Origin of the sequence: Paenibacillus tyrphae, from assembly GCF_000722545.1 — a bacterium.
GTDB classification, from domain to species: Bacteria; Bacillota; Bacilli; order Paenibacillales; family NBRC-103111; genus Paenibacillus_G; species Paenibacillus_G tyrfis.
On the sequence record NZ_JNVM01000021.1, the window covers coordinates 204,148 to 226,144 of the forward strand.

General features: G+C 55.4%; 19 protein-coding genes and 1 riboswitch. Of the genes, 13 read left to right on the forward strand and 6 right to left on the reverse strand.

Going from position 1 to position 21,997, the window contains the following annotated elements; genetic code table 11:
* The first annotated feature begins 67 nt into the window (after window positions 1-67).
* A complete protein-coding gene (locus tag ET33_RS24945; RefSeq protein WP_036688360.1) occupies window positions 68-694 on the forward strand; it encodes a DUF975 family protein in 627 nt (208 codons plus the stop codon).
* Window positions 695-962: 268 nt separating this feature from the next.
* Here the strand turns inward: ET33_RS24945 and ET33_RS24950 are convergent, their stop codons facing one another.
* The 3 genes from ET33_RS24950 to ET33_RS24960 all read right to left on the reverse strand — a co-directional run bounded on the left by ET33_RS24950 (window position 963) and on the right by ET33_RS24960 (window position 4,601).
* The gene (locus ET33_RS24950; protein ID WP_036688362.1) at window positions 963-1,430 is read right to left on the reverse strand and encodes a C40 family peptidase; all 468 of its coding nucleotides are present in this window, start codon (window positions 1,428-1,430) and stop codon (window positions 963-965) included.
* A 3-nt stretch (window positions 1,431-1,433) separates the two neighbouring features.
* Window positions 1,434-1,570: riboswitch (cyclic di-AMP (ydaO/yuaA leader) on the reverse strand.
* 192 nt (window positions 1,571-1,762) lie between these two features.
* Window positions 1,763-2,575, reverse strand: a complete 813-nt coding sequence (locus ET33_RS24955; RefSeq protein ID WP_200879237.1) for a hypothetical protein — start codon at window positions 2,573-2,575, stop codon at window positions 1,763-1,765.
* A 10-nt stretch (window positions 2,576-2,585) separates the two neighbouring features.
* On the reverse strand, window positions 2,586-4,601 hold the full coding sequence (locus ET33_RS24960; RefSeq protein ID WP_407668114.1) for a M1 family metallopeptidase: 2,016 nt from the start codon (window positions 4,599-4,601) through the stop codon (window positions 2,586-2,588).
* Between the two features lie 424 nt (window positions 4,602-5,025).
* Between ET33_RS24960 and ET33_RS24965 the strand changes: the two genes are divergently transcribed.
* Window positions 5,026-5,553, forward strand: a complete 528-nt coding sequence (locus tag ET33_RS24965) for a YwhD family protein (protein ID WP_036688369.1) — start codon at window positions 5,026-5,028, stop codon at window positions 5,551-5,553.
* A gap of 180 nt (window positions 5,554-5,733) precedes the next feature.
* Here ET33_RS24965 and ET33_RS24970 read toward each other — a convergent pair whose 3' ends face one another.
* The gene (locus tag ET33_RS24970; protein WP_036688481.1) at window positions 5,734-7,791 is read right to left on the reverse strand and encodes a transglycosylase domain-containing protein; all 2,058 of its coding nucleotides are present in this window, start codon (window positions 7,789-7,791) and stop codon (window positions 5,734-5,736) included.
* 292 nt (window positions 7,792-8,083) lie between these two features.
* On the opposite strand from ET33_RS24970, the gene speE reads away from it, so the two are divergent.
* The 3 genes from speE (at window position 8,084) to ET33_RS24985 (ending at window position 10,595) form a co-directional block, all read left to right on the forward strand.
* Entirely contained in the window at window positions 8,084-8,911 is an 828-nt protein-coding gene (speE, locus tag ET33_RS24975; RefSeq protein ID WP_036688371.1) for a polyamine aminopropyltransferase, read from the forward strand.
* Window positions 8,912-8,931: 20 nt separating this feature from the next.
* Complete coding sequence (speB, locus tag ET33_RS24980; protein WP_036688373.1) at window positions 8,932-9,801, forward strand: agmatinase; 870 nt, start codon at window positions 8,932-8,934, stop codon at window positions 9,799-9,801.
* 161 nt (window positions 9,802-9,962) lie between these two features.
* On the forward strand, window positions 9,963-10,595 hold the full coding sequence (locus ET33_RS24985; protein ID WP_081890480.1) for a DUF2238 domain-containing protein: 633 nt from the start codon (window positions 9,963-9,965) through the stop codon (window positions 10,593-10,595).
* Here ET33_RS24985 and ET33_RS24990 read toward each other — a convergent pair.
* Entirely contained in the window at window positions 10,576-11,454 is an 879-nt protein-coding gene (locus ET33_RS24990; RefSeq protein WP_036688376.1) for a metallophosphoesterase, read from the reverse strand. The genes ET33_RS24985 and ET33_RS24990 overlap by 20 nt on opposite strands.
* A 247-nt stretch (window positions 11,455-11,701) precedes the next feature.
* On the opposite strand from ET33_RS24990, the gene ET33_RS24995 reads away from it, so the two are divergent.
* A complete protein-coding gene (locus ET33_RS24995; RefSeq protein WP_036688379.1) occupies window positions 11,702-12,148 on the forward strand; it encodes a DUF1934 domain-containing protein in 447 nt (148 codons plus the stop codon).
* Between the two features lie 4 nt (window positions 12,149-12,152).
* Here ET33_RS24995 and ET33_RS25000 read toward each other — a convergent pair whose 3' ends face one another.
* The gene (locus ET33_RS25000; RefSeq protein WP_036688382.1) at window positions 12,153-13,319 is read right to left on the reverse strand and encodes a S8 family peptidase; all 1,167 of its coding nucleotides are present in this window, start codon (window positions 13,317-13,319) and stop codon (window positions 12,153-12,155) included.
* 409 nt (window positions 13,320-13,728) lie between these two features.
* Between ET33_RS25000 and rpoE the strand changes: the two genes are divergently transcribed.
* From rpoE to ET33_RS25035, 7 genes are all read left to right on the forward strand, one after another.
* Window positions 13,729-14,316, forward strand: a complete 588-nt coding sequence (gene rpoE / locus ET33_RS25005) for a DNA-directed RNA polymerase subunit delta (RefSeq protein ID WP_036688384.1) — start codon at window positions 13,729-13,731, stop codon at window positions 14,314-14,316.
* Between the two features lie 268 nt (window positions 14,317-14,584).
* Window positions 14,585-16,186 (forward strand): CTP synthase, encoded by a 1,602-nt coding sequence (locus tag ET33_RS25010; RefSeq protein WP_036688387.1) that lies wholly within the window; start codon window positions 14,585-14,587, stop codon window positions 16,184-16,186.
* 234 nt (window positions 16,187-16,420) lie between these two features.
* Entirely contained in the window at window positions 16,421-16,813 is a 393-nt protein-coding gene (locus tag ET33_RS25015; RefSeq protein WP_010500317.1) for a response regulator, read from the forward strand.
* A gap of 170 nt (window positions 16,814-16,983) precedes the next feature.
* On the forward strand, window positions 16,984-17,838 hold the full coding sequence (gene fba, locus ET33_RS25020; protein WP_010500318.1) for a class II fructose-1,6-bisphosphate aldolase: 855 nt from the start codon (window positions 16,984-16,986) through the stop codon (window positions 17,836-17,838).
* 140 nt (window positions 17,839-17,978) lie between these two features.
* Complete coding sequence (locus tag ET33_RS25025; protein WP_036688390.1) at window positions 17,979-19,232, forward strand: UDP-N-acetylglucosamine 1-carboxyvinyltransferase; 1,254 nt, start codon at window positions 17,979-17,981, stop codon at window positions 19,230-19,232.
* A gap of 88 nt (window positions 19,233-19,320) precedes the next feature.
* Window positions 19,321-20,628, forward strand: a complete 1,308-nt coding sequence (gene rho / locus ET33_RS25030; protein WP_036688394.1) for a transcription termination factor Rho — start codon at window positions 19,321-19,323, stop codon at window positions 20,626-20,628.
* Between the two features lie 12 nt (window positions 20,629-20,640).
* A complete protein-coding gene (locus ET33_RS25035) occupies window positions 20,641-21,918 on the forward strand; it encodes a radical SAM protein (protein ID WP_036688396.1) in 1,278 nt (425 codons plus the stop codon).
* Window positions 21,919-21,997 lie beyond the last annotated feature (79 nt).

Below are 21,997 nucleotides of genomic sequence, written 5' to 3' on the forward strand. Positions count from 1 at the left end.
CATGCCGAATGGACGGGGAACCGTTGAATGTGCGTAAAAATTTTTTAGTGGGAGTGGAAGTTTTGGTATGTTAACAAATTCAGAGCTTCGCCGAATGGCGAGGGAAAGCTTGCAAGGGAACTGGGTGAACGCGGTTCTTGGCGTTTTCATTTATGGGGTGATTCTTTCCGTAATATCCTACATTCCGTTTATCGGATGGATTGGTACCCTGGTGATTACCGGACCATTGACGTTCGGCCTGTACGGTTATTACCTGGGTACGGTTCGCGGCGAATTGACGTCGATCAGCAATTTTTTCGACGGGTTCAATAACAACCAGTTCGGGAATGCCTTCATTTTAAATCTCGTGTCGGGCATCTTCATTTTCTTGTGGTCGCTGCTTCTTATTGTACCGGGGGTCATTGCGGCTTTGGGCTACTCGCAAGCGTATTTCATTATGCGCGACAATCCGGGAATGCCGGCCCTCGAAGCGATGCGTCAGAGCAAGGAAATGATGAACGGACACAAGACCCGGCTGTTCATGCTGTTCTTGAGCTTTATCGGGTGGATTCTGCTCGGCATGATTCCGTTCGGCCTCGGCTTGCTGTGGGTACAGCCGTATATCTATGCGGCGATGGCTGCTTTCTATGAAGAATTGAAGAACCAGAATGTTGCCGCGCCCTATACGGAAGCGCCTCGCAGCTATACTCTCTAATCTGCCATAACTGGCGGCACAACCTAGCGTGGGCCGCTGTCGCAGAGCGTATGACAAGAAACAGAGCTGTCTCCGTCGAATGACGTCAGGCAGCTCTGTTTTTTTGCGCTTATTCACAACCGTCGTACCGAGGGGGGAGAGCTCTCTATCCGCTAAAGACAGAAAGCCCTGCAGGCTTGTCCGGTCGGCTGTTCGTTGGAACGAACGCAGAGCAGGCAAACGCTGAGGGCTTTCGAAGGTACGGGAAACTTCCGTTCAGGCCATCAAATTAATTGTCAGTCATCACTTGCTTGTACTGCTCGTCCGACAGGACGCGCCGCGCCGTGACGTAACGCTTGGTGTAGTAGGAGTCACTGAGTTTCGTAACGGTGACACCTTGATCCGTAGCGGAGTGATAGAACTTGCCTTCGCCTACGTATACGCCAACGTGGGAGATCCCTTTGCCATCGGTGTTGAAGAACACCAGGTCGCCGGGACGAAGCTGGTCTTTGGCCACCTCGGAACCAAGCTCGGCTTGGCCTTTGGACGTGTGCGGCAGATCGACACCGAATTTGTTGAATACCCAAGAAGTATAGCCCGAGCAATCAAAGCCTTTGGTCGTGGTGCCCGCGTACTTGTAGGGCGTGCCCAAAGCCTCGTTAACCGCTGAGCTTAGTGGGGTTTCTGCAAAAACGCTACCGGCCGAAATGCTGCAAAACAGGGTCAAAGAAAATGCAAAACCTACAAGCTTTTTCAAAGAAGTTTCCCCTTCCGGTGCCTACGAGGTTAGCTTGAGGGTTCGGTTGAAGGTTCCCTATGATCACTCTACTGCGAGATCAATTCACCCAAAAATGGATCCCCCGTTTTCTGCGAACAGAAATTCGGCAAAATTTTCTTTTTTTTAATTCCGAGTACATATATTCGAGCAAACATGACGTTTTCCTTCCTTTGTCACAAAATTGTCACAGAATCAATGGTTATTTATGAAACCTTTTGTTTATAAGCCAAAAAGAACGTCATCTCCCGGCACTTTCGGAAGACGACGTTCCCGTATTTTGGCATTATTTCACTTTATGAGGCGGATTAGGGCTATGCCTTCTCCGCCCAAAGTGCATACTGCGTGCCAATCTCCCATACCTTGAAAAACATTTGCACCAGCCGGTACACCTGCATGAGAACGAGCGCCGCGAAGCCTGCCCACCAGAAAGACGACACTAACACGGCAGCGGACAGCACAATCGATAGAGTGGCGACCGCCAGCGCGGCCAGCGCGATGACCGGCAGATGCCGGAAGGCGAACAGCAGCGTGTACAGCGGGGACCTCCCGGCCGTTTTGCCGATCTGCAGGAACAGGAACAGCAGCTGCAGCAGGAACAGGTAGGCGGCGTACAAGGCCAAGGCGGGCAGCAGCGCTTGCCCCAGCGAAACGTAGGAGGCATGAACGACGTATTGCTTCGCGGCGTGAGGCGCAAGCCAGTAAAGCGGGCCGATCGTCAGAACGAGCTGGAGCGCGTACAGTCCGAGGAACGGGAAGAACAGCTTGCGGATGCCGGCTACAAACCGGTAGCCTGCATTCAGCTCCCCGTGCCGAAGGGAGTAGAAGACTCCGGCGTTCAGCGCGGGATGCAGCAGCATCCGGAGCCCAAGCAGGCCGAGCCCCGTCCATAGGTACGGTACAATTAGGTCGGTCTTCATCAACTGAAATTGGCCCTCTATCCAGAACAGCCGTACCGACTCGCCGGGAAGCGCCCCGCTGGGATACCGGTGAAGGAGGGGAAGCACAACCGACTGAATGAGTTTATACAAGACAACGCCCCAAAGCAGATTGTAGAGGAATAGCGCGAAGACGGCGAACGGTTGGTGCCAGGCAATGGCCCAGCCCTTTTTGATCCGATTCCACATGTTCATCACCTCACCAGACGACCCAGCCGAATAAGGTCTCCAAAAATTTGACGATCCCCATGTTCCATCGAACGGACAGCTTGGTGTCGACCTCCGTTTTCATGAAGTTGTTGATCCGCTTGTTTTCCAGTACAATCGAATGCTGCGGGTCGAGCGATACCCAAGCGAGCGGAGAGGCGTGATTCAGCTTCATGATCACTTCGCTGTCGACACCGTCCCACGTCTTATCCAACTCCGAGCCGTCGGCGAAGTGAAAGCGGATCGGCACATTGTGGTAGGTTCCGCCCAGCTTGCGCAGCTGCACGCTGTTCTCGTAGACCGACTGCCCGGTTTCGGTCGCTTTCTGGACCTTGATTCCAGTGACGGCGTAGTCGACCATCATGCCGTTATAGATGTATTGATGGAAAAATTCCTGCCAGCTTGTTTTCGTCACGTCCTCGACCGTTTTTTGAAAATCGGTCGTACCCGGATGCTTGAACTTCCAGCGCTGGAAGTAGGTGCGCAAAATTTTATCCATCGTCTCCAGCCCGGCCTGCCGTTCCATCGCCTTAAGCACAAGCTTGGAGCGGGTGTAGACATTCTCGGCGTATTGGTTGTGCCCGCCGTAGCTCCACGAATTCAGCTTGAGCGCCGCCGGATTCGTAATGTAGCTCGATTCGACGAGCAGGTTCGGGCGCACGCCGTATTCCGATTCCATGACCCGGTCTTCGGCATACGAGGTAAAGCCTTCGTCGAGCCACGCTTCCTCGAATTCATTGTTGGCCACCATCCCGTACCAGAACTGATGGCCGATCTCATGCACGACGACCCGTTCAAGCTCCAGAGACGGGTTTTCTTCAGCGGCTCCCCAGGCGGTGACGAGCGTCGGATACTCCATGCCTCCGGCCCCGTTGCCGTCTGCGGGGGGTACGACGATCGACAAGGTCGAATACGGGTAGCTGCCGTACCATTGAGAGTAGCGGGCCAGCGCTTTTTTGGCGGCGGTCATGTAGCGGGCCTTGAGGCGCTCGTGCTTCGGATCGAGATACAGCTTGATGCGGACACCGGGCACATGGGGAGTAGCGTAAGGCTCTTCGAAATAAACGAAATGCGGCGAGGCCGACCAGGCGAAATCGTGCACGTCGTCGGCATAGAAGGTATAGGTTCTCGTTTTGCCGTCGTCGGCGACAGGTTTGGTGGGGAAGCCGGTGGCCGCAACGGTATAGGCAGAGGGAACCTTCAGCTTGACGTCGAAGATGCCGAAGTCCGCATAAAATTCCGAGTTGCCGTGATATTGGTGCAGATTCCAGCCTTCGTCCGCCCGACCGCGGACTCCTTTGGGTTCATATACGGCAACTTTCGGAAACCATTGGCCGGCCATGACGAAATCTCCGGCATACCCCATCCGGGCGAACACTTGTGGCAGCTTGACCGAAAAATCGGTGCGAAGCGTCACCTTCTCGCCGGGTCCGACCACTTTGGGCAGCGGCACCTTGATCAGCGTTCTGTCATCCTTGTTGCCGTCGTCCGGCTGGACGTATTCGATCCGGTCGCTGAGCTCGATTTCGTTGCCGTCCAGCGTCTTGATCGAGCTGACGGTCATGTTTCCGAAGCTGCCTTCCTTGCTCGCGTCCTGCCGCAGCTTTCCGCCGGACTCCTTCATGAAGGTCGATTTCTTCGATTCGAAGGCGTTCGGATACAAGTGAAAATACAATTCCTGAACGGGTGTGCTTCCAGGGTTTTTCCAGGTCAATGCCGACGTGCCGCGGATCGATTTGCCTTGCGCGTCCAGCTCCGCACTCAGATGATATTCCACGATTCGCTCGCTAAGCGGTTTCGGAGCCGGCTTCTCCGCCGGGCGCGCCGGTAGGCTGGGCGGCGCGGGCGGAGGTGCGACCGGTTCGTTCAAGCGCGCGCTGACCGGGAGCGCCCCGCCGGAGGGCAGGAAGATACCTGTAGACGAGCCGTCCGCTTGTCCTCTGGCGGAAGGCCAGCGGGGCGCGGCGACGACGGCGCGCCCCGTGGTCGAAGGGACGGGCTTGAGCATCGTCAGCGGGTTCGCCGGTTCGTCTACAGGAAAGACGGAAGGAATGGCGGCATCAGCGGGCAGCATCCACCCTGCTGCCGACTTGATCGGCTGCGGGCCGGATTCCGGCAGGACGTTCGTCAGCAGCGTGGCCGTGAAGGTAAGAGCAAAGATCGAGCCCCATGTTGCGATTCGGTAGCCGAGTCGTATTTTCATCCAATATTCACCCCGTTGACAAGCATCTACAGCATGTATATGTGGGGGGGACGAGGATTATTTCTACCGTCCCGAAAAAGAATCGGCAGCCGTTCGCAAGAGCGGAACTTGCCGGGGGGACCGCTTTTTAGTACAATTTTGATATCCGCAGTTTTAGGTTTCTGCTTGGCTGCAGCGGATCGGGACATTTGGGAATAGCTTATTATCACGTGAAACAGGTGGTGCACGGATGGATATAAATGAACAAAACGCGCAGGCGGCGGACACGAAGAAGAAGCTGCCGACCTTGAACATCGTCAGCAGCAAGGAGACGAAGCACCGCGGCTTCGGGCAGGGTTCGATCGATCTAAGCCAGCTCTCCAGCGTCATTATCGACGGGGCGGAGGCGTATCTCGATCTGGGGGCGCTGCACGCGAAGAGCAAGGTGGAGAAAGGCATCAAGTTTACCGTCAACGCCGAGGAAGTGCCGAACGGCCGTCCGTGTTGGATCGTATGGGTGGCGGTCGATTTTAACGAAGAGGGCAAATACTATGCCGGCGTCACCTCCTGCGAGATGCGGATCGATACCGAGGCGCGCAAGGGCTGGAAGCTGCTCGTCGACCATGTGAACCGCATGGATTATGCGCTCAAACGCCGCATCATGCTGGACAATCTCGGGCCGGAGCAGAAAGCGGTGCTGAAGCAATTGCTGGTGGACAACGATCCGGATATGTGGCAGCGTTCCGATGCCGCGCTGCATGAAGCGCTGGCCAATTAAAATTTTTGTACATTATGTGACGGTCATTGTACCGTTTGCTATATCGATGTATACTAATGGCTAGTATATGCATCATATACTAGGACAGCAAAAAGGCAGACCGTAGGTCTGCCTTTTTGTGTTTCCGCTAACAATAGACTTTCCGTCTGCCTTGCGCCATCCTCTTTCGTCTCCCGGTTTTTAGTTGCTCCACCAGCGCTTCAGGTCTTCCCACCACGAGCGGTTCTGCTTTCCTTTGCCGACTTTGCCCGCGTCGTTCTTCCCGGACTGCTGCGTGCAGTATTCCGTCGGCTCCGTCCCTTGAATGAACGTTTCCACCCGCGAGCCCGGGCAGTCGTCGTTCCCCAGCTTGCCGGTCGCCGGGTCGACATAGACGCTCACGACGCCCTCCGGTACCGGGAACAGCTTCGGCGGTACCGATTCCAGCGTCCGCTCCGTAAACTCTGCGAAGAGCGGAGCGGCCAGGTGCGATTCGACGTTGTTGATGTTGCGCCCTTTGTCATAGCCCACCCAGACGGCGGTCGACAGCTCGGGCGTATAGCCGACGAGCCAGGCGTCCGTATCCGTCGTGCCGGTTTTGCCCGCTACGGGGCGCTTGATCACGCTGGACACTCTGCTGCCCGTGCCGCCCTGGTCGAAGACGCTCTCCATCAGCTGCGTCAGCACGTAGGTATATGCGGGCTCAATGACCGTTTCCTGCTTCGGATGCGCCTCGTACAGCACCCGCCCGCGGCGGTCTTCGATGCGCACGATAGCCGTCGGCTCGACACGCACGCCCTGGTTGGCGAGGATGCCGAAGGCCGAAGCCATCTCGTAAGGGCTGACGGGGAACGTGCCCAGCGCGAGCGAAGGCATCGGCTTCATCGGGCTTGTGATTCCCATCCGGCGGGCCATTTCAATGACACGGTCCGGTCCGGTTTCCAGCACCGTATGCACGGCGTAGATATTGTCCGATTTGGCGATGGCCGTCCTCATATCGATCCAATCGTAATAGGCGTTGCCGAAGTTATTGGGCGTATAGGTTTGCCGTCCCTGATCGTAGGTGAACGTCGTCGGCTCGCTTTTGTAGCGGGTGGCCGGCGTGAATCCCTTTTCCTTCAGCGCCGTCAAATACACGATCGGCTTGAACGACGACCCCGGCTGCCGTGTGCTGGACAGCGCCCGGTTGTATTGGTTTTGGGCGTAATTGCGTCCGCCGACCATCGCTTTGACATATCCGCTGCGCGGATCGATGGCGACAAGCGCCGCCTGCAGCTCCGAATAGTTTTCCAGCTGCTTCGCCACGACCTCCTCGGCAACGGCCTGCGCCTTTAAGTCTAGCGTCGTATAAATCCGCAGGCCGCTTTCGACGAATTCCTTGTCTTCGAGGCCGAGCAGATCGGCTGCCTCGCCTCGCACATAGTCGCGGAAGTAGGGGGCCGTCACCGCTTTTTTATGCTCCTCCAGCGGCAGGATGTGCAGCTTTTCCCGCGCCGCCTGGTCTGCCTCGCTTTGCGAGATGTAGTCGGCTTCCACCATCGTCTGCAGCACTGTTTTTTGCCGGTCTAGCGCACTGTCCATATCGTAATAAGGCGAATAATAACGCGGTCCTTTCGGAATGCCGGCAAGCAGCGCGCTTTCGGCCAGCGTCAGGTCCTTGGCCTCTTTCCCGAAGAAGAGCTTCGCCGCCGCCCCGATGCCGTATGTCGCATGCCCGTAATAAATTTGATTCAAATATTGCTCCAGAATTTGGTCCTTGCCCATTTGCAGTTCCATCTGCACGGCGTAATACGTTTCCTTGATTTTGCGGGTCCACGTCCGCTCGTGCGACAAGTACAGATTGCGCGCGAGCTGCTGCGTGATGGTGCCGGCCCCCTGCACCTTGGACATATGCTGGAGGTTGACCCAGGCCGCCCGGACGATCCCCTTCGGATCGAACCCGTAGTGCTGGTAGAACGTGCGGTCTTCCACCGCCAGCGTCGCATCGAGCAGCTTCGGAGAAATGTCTTTCAGCGGTACGCTCTGCCGGTTTTTCACCGCGCCGTACGCTTCGATCAGCTCGCCGTGCACGTCGTACATCTCCGACGCCGCCTCCGTCTTGGACACGGGAAGCGCCTGCGAGCGCATGAACAGCAGCAGCACGATCATGATTCCGGCGCCGAGCAGCAGGCACGTAAACGAAAACGACAGCCACGCTTTAAGCCGCCGGGCGAAGCGGAGCGCTCCGCCGTCTTCCGGCGCAGGTTGTTTTTTGGGCATGTCCGACACGTTCCGTCAGCTCCTTCCGTCTTTCCGCCGATGCTTTCCGTCTCTATTCCCAGTATGGAAAAACATAGCAGCGCGTATTCACGAGGGGCCGGCGGAAACGTTAATTTTTTTTGAAAAACGGACGGAACGACCCTCTTTGTATTTGCAATTTCGGGGAGATACTCTATAATACAATTTGACATGCCAGAGACAAGCTGAATCCTTGGAAAAAAGCAGATGTCCGCCCGTCTTCCGGCCCTTGTACGGCCGGCCCTAACGAACCGAACGAAAGGTGGAATTACATATGGAATTGTGGTACACGGAGAAGCAGACCGATAACTTCGGCATTACGGCAAAAATCAGCAAAACGCACGTCACCGAAAAAACCGACTTCCAAGATCTTGCAATGATCGAAACGGAAGAATGGGGCACGATGCTCGTGCTCGACGGCATGGTCATGACGACCGTGAAGGACGAGTTCGTCTATCATGAGATGGTTGCGCATCCGGCACTTTATACGCATCCGAATCCGAAGCACGTGCTCGTGGTCGGCGGCGGCGACGGCGGCGTCATCCGCGAAGTGATGAAGCACCCGGAAGTGGAAAAAGCGGTGCTGGTCGACATCGACGGCAAAGTTATCGAGTACTCCAAACAGTACCTGCCGACCATCGCAGGCGAACTGGACAACCCGCGCGTGGAAGTGATCGTGAACGACGGCTACATGCACATCCACGACCATAAGAACACGTACGACGTGATCATGGTCGATTCCACCGAGCCGGTCGGTCCGGCGGTGAACCTGTTCACGCAGGGCTTCTATAAAGGCATTTACGACGCGCTGAAGGAAGACGGCATTTTCGTAGCCCAGACGGACAACCCGTGGTTCAAAGCGGATCTGATCCAAAACGTCAACCGCGACGTGAAGGAAATTTTCCCGATCGTCCGCGTCTACTGTGCGAACATCCCGACGTATCCGAGCGGCCTCTGGACCTTCACTATGGGCAGCAAGAAGCACGATCCGCTCGCCGTTGACGAAACGAAAATTCCGGAAATCGACACGAAGTACTACTCGCCGCGTCTGCATAAGGCGGCTTTCGTACTGCCGAAATTCGTAGAAGATTTGACGAAGTAAGCGGAGGAGACTAGCGACTGATGAAACTTGATCAAAAATATTCCGGCAACGTGTTCATTCTGAGCTCGGACGACTATGCGGCGTCCCGCGCCGTCATTTATGGTATGCCGATGGACTATACCGTCAGCTTCCGTCCCGGCTCCCGGTTCGGCCCTTCGCGTATCCGCGAGGTGTCGATCGGTCTGGAAGAATACAGCCCGTATTTGGATAAAAGCTTGGAAGACATCAATTATTTCGACGCAGGCGACCTGCTGCTGCCGTTCGGCAACCCGGGCCGCAGCCTCGACATCATCGGCGAATACGTCCGCGGACTGCTGGCCGACGGCAAATTTCCGCTCGGCCTTGGCGGCGAGCATCTCGTTTCGTGGCCGGTCATCCAAGAGGTATACAAGAAATACCCGGATCTTGCGCTCATCCACATCGATGCGCATGCTGATCTCCGCGAGCAGTACGAAGGCGAGCCGTTGTCCCACTCGACGCCGGTTCGTAAAGCAGCGCTGCTCATGGGCGGCAAGAACGTGTACCAGTTCGGCATCCGTTCCGGCTCCCGCGAGGAATTCCAGTTCGGACGCGAGAATATTAATTTCTATCCGTTCGAAGTGTTGGAGCCGCTCAAGAAGGTGCTGCCTGAGCTGGCCGGACGTCCGGTTTATTTGACGATCGACATCGACGTGCTTGATCCGATGTGCGCTCCGGGCACCGGTACCGCCGAAGCAGGCGGCATCACGTCCAAGGAGCTGCTCGCGGCGATTCATGCAATGGCCGCCTCCGAGTTGAACTTCGTCGGCGCCGATCTCGTCGAAGTGGCCCCGGCCTACGACCCGACGGAACAGACCCAGATCGTCGCCAGCAAGCTGATTCGTGAAATGCTGCTCGGCTTGGTGAAGTAATCGAATTGCGCGGAAGTGCCGCCGCCATGTTTCCCCTTGCGGGAAGCGTGGCGGCTTTTTGCGTTGGCTGCCCACCCGCCCGGTACTAGTCGAAGTTAGTACTTATCCCCCCGTTGGATGCGGCCTACAAATAGAGCCATAAAAGAGAGGGGGGCTCGCGTTTGAATGCGGCAAAATCATGGGTGGCAACAACAAAACCTGCGTTTCCGCTTTTCGTCCTGCTGGCGTATGGGGGATTCTGGGCATGGATGGCGATAGCGCCAACCAACCGGTTCGACTGGCTGCTGGAAAATTTGCTGATCTTTCTGTGCGTGGGGGGGCTGATCGGAACCTACCGAAGGTTTCCGCTCAGTCACGGTTCTTATGTGGGGATCGCTTTGTTTTTGGCGCTTCATACGTACGGGTCGCATAGCTCCTACGGCGCGACGCCGATCGATCCGCTGCTGCAGCTGCTGTTCGGCGGGGGGCGTCTGCCGTATGACCGGCTGGTGCATCTGGCTTATGGAGTGCTGCTAGCCGGACCGATCCGGGAGGCGCTTAGGAGGCTTGCGGGCTTGAGAGGCTTTGCGGCGGATGCGCTTGCCGTCGCCGTCGTGCTGGCCACCGGCGCGTTTTACGAGTTGATCGAGATGTGGGTCGCCGGACTGGTAGCCCCGGAGATGGGCGCGTTGTTTCTTGGATCGCAAGGCGATCCGTGGGACGCACAGCACGATATGGAGCTTGAATTGTTCGGGGCCGTGGCGGTATTGGGGCTGGGGGTCTTGCTGCGCCGCCTTAACCTCTTCGCAAAGTGAACACCGTCAGCTCCGGACGGCATAGAAAGCGGACGGGATGCTCGGAAACGCCGATGCCCCGATTGACGTACAGCTGCAGCTTGCCGGCGCCAAGAACGTAATGCCCGAGGACATATTTCTTTCCGAATTTCGGCGTAACCACATGCCCGTAGAACGGCAGTCGCACTTGACCCCCATGGCTATGTCCCGACAGTTGGAGGTCAACCGGATACTGTACGGCGATATCGGCAAAATCGGGGCAATGCGATAGCAAAAGGACAAAGTCCTCCGGTTTAACGCGGGCCAGCGCCTTGTCGATGTCAGGGTAGCCTTTCCATTGGTCGTCTACGCCTGCCATGACGAAGCTGCTCCCCTGATGTTGAATCCGGACCATCCTGTTGGTCAGCAGCTCGAAAGCGGCGGTTTCCAATAGAGCTTCAACTTTTGGAGCTTCTTTATAGTAATCGTGATTGCCCAGCACCGCATATTTTCCCAGCGGGGGCCTCAGCTCCGAGAGTACGCGGGCATAGGCGTCGCCGTCGGGTCCGACGGCATAATCCACCAGATCTCCGGTAAAGCATACGATATCCGGTTGAATCCGGTTGATCAGTCCGATCAGTTCCGACAAGTCCTTCGTATCAAAGTTAAAGCCGAGGTGCACGTCGCTGAACTGCACTATTTTTATACCGTCCATCTGTTGGGGCAGTCTTGCAAATGACAGTGTATATTGTGTGACTTCCAGCCATTTCGGCTCGGCGTAACGGGCATATCCGTAGGTGGCCCCGGGCAGGGCAACGAGTCCGGCGCCATTTAACGTCAAAGTTTTCAGAAATGATCTTCTTGACAATTTTTTATTGCGGTTGCTTTCGTTGGAATCCATGGGTATGAGCAATCTCCTAGGGATGGATTGGTGGCTGCCTCTCGCGGCAGCCGAAACTTACTATAACAGACGTAGGAAGTCTTCATTTGGTTTCCATAAATGGAAGTCCGCTCTTCCTATACCATCTTAGCAAGACCCGCCGCCTCCCGTCGAGTCCGGGCTTGTCCGGGAGCGGAAGAAGTCCTGTCCGTGGACTTCTTTTTTTTGTACAATAGGAGGATCAAACAGGACGGGAGAGAAAACGAAGATGACGGAAAAGCAGCAATCCGGTACCGGCAAGCGGACCGTATGCATTACGCTGGAAAGCGACAGCGGCGGGGAACGGATCGTGCGGAGGATGACAGGCGAATGGTTCTCGAAGGGACGGCATGCATACCTCCGGTATGCGGAGCCTCCGGAAGCGGAGATGGGTCGTACGGTAACGACCGTCCGGGTAGAGCAGGGGGAAGTGCGGATTGTCCGGCACGGGGACGTATCGTTCGAGCAGACGTTCGTTCCGGACCGGCGGCATTACGGCTATCTTCAGACCCCTCAAGGGCGTATTGAGCTGGAGACGTTTACCCAAACGCTGGACGTCGCCGCGGATGGACCGGACGCTTTGCTTGCCGTCCGCTGGAGCTATGAGCTGTCGGTGATGGGACAAGCGCCCGAGCGCTGCAGCATATGCCTGACCGCCGTAGCCGTACCGGAGTGACCGGTTATTTGGATACGGCGGATACGCTTCGAAAGGCGTGAATTTCCTTGGCGCCGGTTATCGTTTTGCGCGATTTTATGATATAGCGGGCGTGCTTGCGCAGCAAATTTTTTATTCGCAGCGGCTTGAGACCAGGCTTTTTCGCAAGCATCAGCGCGATAACCCCTGTGACGTGGGAGGTGGCCATGGACGTGCCGCTGAGCTCGTGATACTTGCCCCGCAGCCAGGTGGAGTATACTTTTTCCCCGGGCGCGTAGATGTTGATCTGTTTGCCGATATTGCTGAAGGGGGCAATCCTGCCTTTGCGGGTCGTCGCTCCGACGGCGATCACTTGCCGCAGCCGGGCCGGATAGTCGACCTCGGCCTGATTGCCTTCGTTGCCGGAGGAGGCTACGACGATGATGCCGCTCCGGTAGGCGCTGAGCACCGCCGCTTCCAGCGCTTTGCTGTACGTTTTCATACCGAAGCTCATATTGATGATATCGAGGCCGCTGGAGACGCACCAGTCGATGCCTCCGATAATATCGGAGACGAACGCGCCGCCGTGTTGATCGAAAGCTTTCACCGGATGAATAATGGCCTGCGGCGCCACGCCGATAATGCCCCGGTGCCGGGTGTACGCCGAGATCGTCCCCGCGATATGCGTGCCATGGCCATTGTCGTCAATCGGCGGCAGCTGGCGGTTTAAAATATTGACGCCCCGCGACAAACAGTGGCGAAGGTCGGGGTGCGTATAATCCGCGCCTGTATCGATGACGCCGATGCGGACTCGTTCCCCGCGCGATTTGATCCAAGCCTGCGGGGCGCGAATATGGCGGACTCCCCAAGGGATGACAGCCTTGACGGGCGATTTTTTTTCTTCGCCGGACGGCAGAGCGGACGAAGCATGGCCCAAGACATGCAGCTTAATGCGCGTATCCGGCTCGATCGAACGGATAAAAGGGGCCGAAACCGCTTCGCTGCCGGCCCGAAGCGTGCAGGAGATGGCGCGGATGAGACGGAGCGGCTGAATCTGGTGCAGCCGGGGCAGTGATTTCCGCTGCCGGCCGATTTGCCGGGCGAAAGCGGCATAATCACGGTCGTTCAGAAACCGGATAATATGCCGCTCATCGGCACCCTCGGAGCCTTCCATGGCTTCGTGAAGCCATGACACGAACGTCGACGGATTCATGTCGTTCCCTCCCACAGGCTCGGAAATTCCTTTTTGTATCGTATGAGGGACCGAAAGCTTCTGTATGAGCGCATGGCCTTATTCAAAATAATTAGGTGCGTAACCGTGTCAAAGCGAAAGCGGGCACATACCATAAGTAGGGGAGGGTCTGGCACTCCTCCGTCTTTCATTCAGCAGGGGCAAAAGACAGCGGTCGGTCGGCTCCTTGTCTTTTGCGGATACAGTCGGAACAAGGATCACGCCTGCAGCGGACGGCGCCGAGCGCGAAGGAGCTGCCGGTGCGGTCCTTGTTTCCATTTCGGGAAATGGTGCGCGGCCAGTTGCTTTTTTACATAAAATAAGGTTTACTTATTGGTGATAGTGGATAGTTTAGTGGTAGTTAAAGACGTTGGAAGGGATGTGCCCCGAAATGAGTGCTCAAAACTTACTGCTTAAAATCGGCGCAGAGCAAGCCAAGGAAATGCCTATGGTCGACCTTGCCTTTGAGCTTCTGAAAGCGGCCAATACGCCGTATTACTATCGGGATTTGATGGCGGAGATTGCCAAAATCAAAGGTCTGTCCGATGACGAAGTCATGCAGGTCATTGCGCAATTATATACGGAGATTAATATCGACGGCCGCTTTGCGTGCGTCGGCACCAATCTATGGGGATTGAAACGCTGGTATCCCGTCGAGAAGTCCGAGGATTCGGTGGGCAGCGGCAAGCGTCCGCGCATCATTAACGACGAGGATGACGATCTCGACGACGAGGAGCTGTACGCCGAGGAAGAGGACGTATTCAGCGAAGAAGAAGAATACGATTCGTTCGATGCGCCTCGCGACGACGATTTTGAAGCGGAAGAAGAAGCCGAGGAAGAAACCGAGTTTTTCGAAGACGAAGAGCTCGAAGACGAGGAACTGGACGAAACGCTGGATGAGGAAGAGTCCGAAGAGGATCTGGAAGATTTGGGCGATGACGACGACAGTGCGGACGACGACGAGGACGAAAATAAATAAAACAGGCTTGTCCTTGACAGTCGGGATCGTTCAGAGTAAACTATTTTCTGGGCTTTAGATGGAACGTTACGAACCTTGATGATTTTTGAAAAAAAAGTGCCCCGTATTTACGGGGGCTTTTTCTTTTTTTTTTGTTGGAAAAATTTTATAACTCTTCGTAACTTATCGCTTCGTATCAACCTTGATAAACGTGCTTATCCTTTTAAGATAAGGACGTCGGAGCCGTTTATCCTGGATCGGGATGCAAAACTTTTGGGAGGTATTACAGATGACAAAGTACATTTTCGTGACCGGGGGCGTCGTTTCCTCCTTAGGCAAAGGCATCACGGCCGCATCGCTCGGAAGGCTGCTCAAAAACCGCGGACTGAAAGTCACGATCCAGAAGTTCGATCCTTACATTAACGTGGACCCGGGAACGATGAGCCCTTACCAGCACGGGGAAGTGTTCGTCACCGACGATGGCGCGGAAACGGATCTTGACCTCGGACACTACGAACGTTTTATCGACATCAACCTGTCGAAAAACAGCAATGTCACAACGGGGAAAGTGTATTCCTCCGTCATTGCCAAAGAGCGCCGCGGCGAATATTTGGGTGGAACCGTTCAGGTCATCCCGCACATTACGAACGAAATCAAGGAGCGGGTATTCCGCGCCGGACGCGAAGCGCATTCGGACGTCGTCATTACCGAGATCGGCGGTACGGTGGGCGATATCGAGAGTTTGCCGTTCCTTGAAGCGATTCGTCAGATCAAGAGCGACATCGGCCGTGAGAACGTCATGTACATTCACGTCACGCTCATTCCTTATTTGAAAGCGGCCGGCGAAGTGAAAACGAAGCCGACCCAACACAGCGTCAAAGAGCTGCGCAGCATCGGCATCCAGCCGCATGTGATCGTCTGCCGGACGGAGCATCCGCTGACCGAGGACATGAAGCGCAAGCTGGGGCAGTTCTGCGATGTCGACCCAGGCGCCGTGATCGAGTGCATCGATGCCGAGACGTTATATGAAGTGCCGTTGATGCTGCGCGAGCAAGGACTTGACGATATTGTCGTCAACCACCTGAAGCTGTCCACGAACGAGCCGGACATGACGGAGTGGGAAGCCCTTGTGAACCGGGTGAAGTCGCTTAAGACGACGACCGAAATTGCCATTGTCGGCAAATACGTCGCTCTGCACGACGCTTATCTCAGCATTGTCGAATCGCTCGGCCACGCCGGAATCGACTGCAATACCGAAGTCAAAATCCGCTGGGTCAATGCGGAGGAAGTATCCGACGATAACGTGGATCAGCTGCTCTCCGGCGTTCAAGGCATTCTGGTGCCGGGCGGCTTCGGCGACCGCGGCATCGAAGGCAAGGTGACGGCGATCCGTTACGCGCGCGAGAACAAAGTCCCGTTCTTCGGCATTTGTCTCGGCATGCAGGTGGCTGTTGTCGAATACGCTCGCTCGGTGGTCGGGCTCGAAGGCGCGAACAGCTCGGAGATCCATCCGACGACACCTTATCCGGTTATCGACCTGCTTCCGGAGCAGAAGGATATCGAAGACCTCGGCGGAACGATGCGCCTCGGCCTGTATCCTTGCAAGCTCAAAGAAGGATCGCTCGCGATGCGCTGCTACGACGACGAGCTCGTTTACGAGCGCCATCGCCACCGGTACGAGTTCAACAACGAGTATCGCGACCGCATCGAAGCGGCCGGCTTGCAGATTTCCGGCACAAGCCCGGACGGCCGTTTGGTCGAGATTATCGAATGCCCGGACCATCCTTGGTTCCTAGCCGTGCAATTCCATCCGGAATTCACTTCGAGACCGAACCGTCCGCAACCGCTTTTCAAGCATTTCGTACAAGCGGCCTACGATCATTCCAAATAAATCGCTGTGCGCAGCTATCCAAGCAGGAGACGTATCCGGCATGAACCGGACGCGCTTCCTGTTTTTTTATATCCAAGAAGCGAACGGTTTGTGCATGTCTGCTTAATTTGTAAAAGTTTTCAACTTTTTTTGAAGATACGGCAGGAATCGCGGGGGCGGCAGCGAATACTGTTATTGCGGGCATAGCAGAACGGAATTCTCAACCTCAGGGAAACGGAATAGGAGGATACCTCGATGAAAAAGAAGCTGCTCATAGTTGACGATCAAAACGGCATCCGCATCCTGTTGATGGAGGTTTTCAGCAGTGAAGGCTACGAAACCTATCAGGCTTCCAACGGCAAACTCGCACTCGAGATTGTAAGAAACGTATCGCCCGATCTGGTTTTGCTCGATATGAAGATACCGGGCATGGACGGTCTCGATATCCTCAAGCACATTAAAAGCATTGATGCGTCGATCAAAGTCATCATGATGACGGCATACGGAGAGCTGGACATGATCAAGGAAGCGACCGATCTCGGCGCGATCATGCACTTCACGAAGCCGTTCGACATCGACGAGCTGCGCCAAGCCGTCAACCAGCAGTTGCGAACTCCTAACAATAACTCTTACGCCGTAGGATCCTGATGAGGGTCCTCTTTTTTCTTGAGCGTTTCTTGGAGTCTCTCGTCTTGGGCAGGGTGTGCGATAGATTATTAACGTTTGTCGCGATCTATGATATAATGGGCCAGTATGACAAAAGAGTACAGACAAGCACTCTGGCACGGTCATTAACGACATAGGAGGAGAGAACCACCATGCCACTCGTTTCGATGAACGAATTTTTGCCTAAAGCAAAAGCGAACAAGTATGCAGTAGGTCAGTTCAATATGAATAACTTGGAATTTGCCCAAGCCATTACGGAAGCGGCGGAAGAATTGAAATCCCCGTTTATTTTTGGCGTATCCGAAGGCGCGCTGAAGTATATGGGCATCGAATTTACGGTAGCGATCGCGGAAGCGGCCGCTAAGAAATCCGGTCTTCCGATCGCCCTGCATCTTGACCATGGCAGCAGCTTCGAAGTCGCGATGAAATGTATCCGCGCAGGCTTCAGCTCCGTCATGTTCGACGGCTCGCATTATTCCTTTGAAGAAAATATCCGTCTGACGAAAGAGGTCGTGAAAACTGCGCATGCGATGGGCGTATCCGTCGAAGGCGAGCTTGGAACGATCGGCGGCGTGGAAGACGACATTAGCGTAGATGAGTCCGCTGCCAACCTGGCGAAACCGGAAGAAGCGATCCGCTTCTACGAAGAGACAGGCGTCGACTGCTTGGCGATTGCCGTAGGTACGGCACACGGCATGTATGCCGGCGAACCAAACATCCATTTCGATATTATCGAGAAGGTATCAAAAGCGATTCCGGTTCCGGTCGTATTGCACGGCGGCTCCGGCGTTCCGGACGAAATGATCCGCAAGTCCATCGAAGCCGGCGTAGGCAAAATCAACGTGAACACCGAGAATCAAGTGGCTTGTACGCAAACGATCCGCGAAGTTCTTAATAAAGACGCGAAAGTGTACGATCCTCGCAAATACCTCACTCCTGCCCGCAAAGCCATGGTTGAAGTGGTAAAATCGAAAATCCAGCTGTTCGGAAGCGCCAACCAAGCTTAATCGACCACAGCGGGAAATACACCGGATTTCGGTGTATTTCCCTCTCTTCTTTTGTAAACGTAGGCACGGAACCCAACTTAGACGAGTTTGCACCTGACTGGTAATGCGTTAAAGCAGTGAAGTGGGAGGAAGAACAACGAATGGAGAAATTGATGATCGCCGGTGGGCGCCCGCTGCGGGGAACGGTTCAAATCAGCGGGGCCAAGAATAGCGCGATTGCGCTTATACCGGCCGCCATTTTATCGGAAACGGCAGTTACGCTCGATAATTTGCCTATCCTTAGCGACGTGGCGATTTATACCGAGCTGCTGCAGGAACTCGGCGCATCGGTAGAATGGAGCAAGGATCAGATGATGATCGATCCGAGCCGGCTGTTATCCCGGCCGATGCCTAACGGGAACGTGAAGAAGCTTAGAGCTTCCTATTATTTGATGGGGGCCTTGCTCGGGCGTTTCGGCGAGGCGACAATAGGTTTGCCTGGCGGCTGCAATTTCGAACCGCGGCCGATCGATCAGCATATCAAAGGTTTTGAGGCATTGGGGGCACGAATTACGAACGAAAACGGCGCCCTGCACATCCAGGCGAAAGAATTGCGCGGAGCAAAAATCTATCTGGACGTCGTCAGCGTAGGGGCGACGATTAACATCATGCTGGCGGCCTCGCGGGCCAAAGGCGTCACGACTATTGAAAATGCGGCAAAAGAGCCTGAAATTATAGATGTAGCTACACTTTTGAACTCCATGGGCGCCAAAATCAAAGGCGCAGGAACCGAAACGATTCGAATCGAGGGCGTCGATGCGCTGCACGGCTGCCGTCATTCGATCATTCCGGACCGCATTCAAGCAGGTACTTACATGATTGCCGCAGCGGCAACGCGCGGTGACGTCATTGTCGATAATGTTATCCCGAAACATATGGAAGCCTTAACAGCCAAGCTGCAGGAAATGGGCGTACATATTTACGAAATGGACGAATCGATCCGTGTGGTCGGGCAGCCGGAATACGAAAGTGTGGACGTGAAAGCGCTCGTATATCCCGGGTTTGCGACCGACTTGCAGTCTCCGATGAGCAGTCTGCTTACGCAGACGCGCGGAGTCAGCATTTTGAGCGACTATGTGTACAGCAACCGGTTCAAGCATGTCCCGGAGCTCATGCGTATGGGGGCCAAGATCAAAGTGGAAGGCCGATCCGCCGTCATCGAAGGCAGTCAGCTAAGCGCGGCCAAGGTTAAAGCGACCGATCTTCGCGCAGGTGCATCGCTGGTTATTGCCGGATTGACGGTCGAGGGCGGCGTTACGGAAATTACAGGCGTTGAATATATCGACAGAGGCTACGATCATCTGGTAACCAATCTATCGAATTTAGGAGCGGAAGTTTGGCGGCAGAATGACTAAGAACGGTATAGATTGTTCCGAAATTGGGTAAGGCTAGAGTATATTTTGCACTGGCTAGAAAAATTAATAGTTTGGTGGTTGAAAATTTATGGATATGCATCTCGCTCAGCTTGAAGCGCTTAAGCTCACAGAGCTTTACAAGCTGGCTAAAAAACATCAAATCCCGTACTACGGCCAAATGAAGAAGAAGGAACTTATTTTTGCCATTCTACGCGCACAGGCCGAACAAAGCGGCTTGATGTTCATGGAGGGCGTGCTCGATGTCCTGCCGGAGGGCTTCGGTTTTCTGCGGCCGATCAACTATTTGCCGAGCTCGGAGGATATTTACATCTCCGCTTCGCAGATTCGCAGATTCGATCTGCGTTCCGGCGACGTCGTATCCGGCAAATGTCGGCCTCCCAAGGAGAACGAACGTTACTTCGGGCTGCTGCACGTGGAAGCCGTCAACGGCGAAGACCCGGATACGGCCTCGGAACGGCTGCACTTCGCAGCGCTTACTCCTCTTTATCCGCAAAGGAAACTGGGTCTGGAAACCTCTCCTACGAAACTGTCCACCCGTTTGATGGATCTTCTGGCTCCTGTAGGCTTTGGCCAACGCGGCTTGATCGTAGCCCCGCCGAAAGCGGGAAAAACGCTGCTGCTCAAGGAAATCGCCAACAGCATCTCGACCAATCACCCGGATGTCAAGCTGTTCGTTCTCTTGATCGACGAACGCCCGGAGGAGGTTACCGACATGCAGCGCTCCGTCAACGGGGAAGTGATCGCTTCCACCTTCGACGAGGTGCCGGAAAATCATATCAAGGTCGCTGAGCTTGTGCTGGAACGCGCACAGCGGCTTGTGGAGCATAAGAAGGACGTCGTTATTTTGCTGGACAGCATTACGCGTCTGGCGCGGGCTTACAACCTCGTCGTACCGCCGACGGGCCGGACGCTGTCCGGGGGTATCGATCCCGGGGCCTTCCATCGGCCGAAACGTTTCTTCGGTGCTGCGCGCAATATCGAAGAAGGCGGCAGCCTGACGATTCTCGCGACAGCCTTGATCGAAACCGGCTCGCGGATGGACGACGTCATTTATGAAGAGTTTAAAGGAACCGGGAACCTGGAGCTGCATCTGGACCGCAAGCTGGCGGAACGCCGCATTTTCCCGGCTATCGATATCCGCCGCTCGGGTACGCGCCGCGAAGAAATGCTCCTGACGAAAGAAGAGCTCGACAAGGTATGGGCGATCCGCAAAGGAATGAACGATTCGCACGATTACATCGATGCGTTCCTCAAAAAATTCGCCGAGACGAAAACGAACCAAGAGTTTCTGGATACCCTCGATCCGAACGGCGGCAGCCCGCAATCGGGCGGCAGCGGTGGCACATCCCGTCGGGTCAAGCACTCCGTCTCGTAGAAGGAGGACCTTATGAATCTGGTTTATGCGGACCGTGACGGCAACCTATTCGACCATCCAGAATACACGGGCCTTGGCCGCAGTGGCGAGCTGGTAACGGAAATGATGGAAAACGAGCTAATTCCACTGCCTGAAGGAGCCACTCTCGTCAGCTTGCCGGATACGCGGCCGATCGGCGTTCATAAGCGGACGGGCGAAATGAAGGTCGTGCCGGGGGACTTCTCCGCGGTCGGAGCCTTGCTGCCGCAGAGCTTTACCCGCCTGCTGCTGCCGGGTTACGTGAAGGCTGATCAATCCAAAGTGCTGCCTTTGTTCGGTTATACGGCGGTCGTATGGAAAGACGGCGGCTTCTACGTCGCAGCCGAGGCTTGCGACGATCCGGAGCGCTGGAACCCGCGCAACTGCGATCCCGACGAATTGGAGCTAGGAGTAAAACGGATTCTTGGAGATTACAAGGACAACCGGCTGTTTCAGCATTTGTCCAATTGTGCCCTTGGATACGAGTGCCTGACGGCTTCCAATACGTTTTTGAACCGTTGGGAAGGAGCTGTTCCGGTCTCGTTCTCCTGTAATGCAGGCTGCTTCGGCTGCATCTCCGAGCAGCCGGATGATAGCGGGTTTCCGGCGCCGCAGACCCGGATGAACTTCAAGCCCTCGACGGAAGAAGTCGTGCAGGTCATGCTGGAGCACCTGAAGACGCCGGAGAGCATTATCAGCTTCGGGCAGGGCTGCGAAGGCGAGCCGTCCACCCAAGCCAAGACGATCATCGAAGCGATCCGCGAAGTGCGGAGCCGTACGGATCTGGGCTTTATTAATATCAATACGAATGCCGGCTTAACCGATCATATCCGCGGCATCGTGGACGCCGGACTCGATCTGATGCGCGTCAGCACGATCAGCGCGTTGGACGATCATTACAACGCCTATTACAAGCCGCGCGGCTATACGCTGCGCAATGTCGAGAAATCGCTGCGCTACGCCGCTGACAAAGGGGTTGCCACGTCGATCAACTATCTTATTTTCCCCGGGGTTACCGACCGGGAGGAAGAGATCGAAGCGATGATCGAATTCGCCCGCCGAACCGATCTGAAGCTGATCCAGCTGCGTAACCTGAACATCGACCCGGAGAGTTATTTGAGCCTTATTCCTGAGGCCCGGGGCGAACGATACGGCATGAAGCAGATGCTGGAAATTTTCCGCGAGGAGCTGCCGGATGTCGTGCTTGGTTCGTATACGCACATTCCGGACGAGCTGGCGGAACGGCGCAAGAAACAGTTGCAGCGCGGCTAACGGACGTGTTATAATTGCTCATGTGTGTTTAAATGATAACTCTGATTCACATGGTGTTTCAGGGCAAAAGAGGTGAAAG

Excerpts from the sequence above, each read along its gene's own strand:
- ET33_RS24945 (WP_036688360.1), top strand. The coding sequence starts at position 68 with ATGTTAACAAATTCAGAGCTTCGCCGAATGGCGAGGGAAAGCTTGCAA.
- ET33_RS24955 (WP_200879237.1), bottom strand. The coding sequence starts at position 2,575 with ATGTGGAATCGGATCAAAAAGGGCTGGGCCATTGCCTGGCACCAACCG.
- ET33_RS24960 (WP_407668114.1), bottom strand. The coding sequence starts at position 4,601 with ATGCTCAAGCCCGTCCCTTCGACCACGGGGCGCGCCGTCGTCGCCGCG.
- ET33_RS24965 (WP_036688369.1), top strand. The coding sequence starts at position 5,026 with ATGGATATAAATGAACAAAACGCGCAGGCGGCGGACACGAAGAAGAAG.
- ET33_RS24970 (WP_036688481.1), bottom strand. The coding sequence starts at position 7,791 with ATGCCCAAAAAACAACCTGCGCCGGAAGACGGCGGAGCGCTCCGCTTC.
- speE (WP_036688371.1), top strand. The coding sequence starts at position 8,084 with ATGGAATTGTGGTACACGGAGAAGCAGACCGATAACTTCGGCATTACG.
- speB (WP_036688373.1), top strand. The coding sequence starts at position 8,932 with ATGAAACTTGATCAAAAATATTCCGGCAACGTGTTCATTCTGAGCTCG.
- ET33_RS24990 (WP_036688376.1), bottom strand. The coding sequence starts at position 11,454 with ATGGATTCCAACGAAAGCAACCGCAATAAAAAATTGTCAAGAAGATCA.
- ET33_RS24995 (WP_036688379.1), top strand. The coding sequence starts at position 11,702 with ATGACGGAAAAGCAGCAATCCGGTACCGGCAAGCGGACCGTATGCATT.
- ET33_RS25000 (WP_036688382.1), bottom strand. The coding sequence starts at position 13,319 with ATGAATCCGTCGACGTTCGTGTCATGGCTTCACGAAGCCATGGAAGGC.
- rpoE (WP_036688384.1), top strand. The coding sequence starts at position 13,729 with ATGAGTGCTCAAAACTTACTGCTTAAAATCGGCGCAGAGCAAGCCAAG.
- ET33_RS25010 (WP_036688387.1), top strand. The coding sequence starts at position 14,585 with ATGACAAAGTACATTTTCGTGACCGGGGGCGTCGTTTCCTCCTTAGGC.
- ET33_RS25015 (WP_010500317.1), top strand. The coding sequence starts at position 16,421 with ATGAAAAAGAAGCTGCTCATAGTTGACGATCAAAACGGCATCCGCATC.
- fba (WP_010500318.1), top strand. The coding sequence starts at position 16,984 with ATGCCACTCGTTTCGATGAACGAATTTTTGCCTAAAGCAAAAGCGAAC.
- ET33_RS25025 (WP_036688390.1), top strand. The coding sequence starts at position 17,979 with ATGGAGAAATTGATGATCGCCGGTGGGCGCCCGCTGCGGGGAACGGTT.
- rho (WP_036688394.1), top strand. The coding sequence starts at position 19,321 with ATGGATATGCATCTCGCTCAGCTTGAAGCGCTTAAGCTCACAGAGCTT.
- ET33_RS25035 (WP_036688396.1), top strand. The coding sequence starts at position 20,641 with ATGAATCTGGTTTATGCGGACCGTGACGGCAACCTATTCGACCATCCA.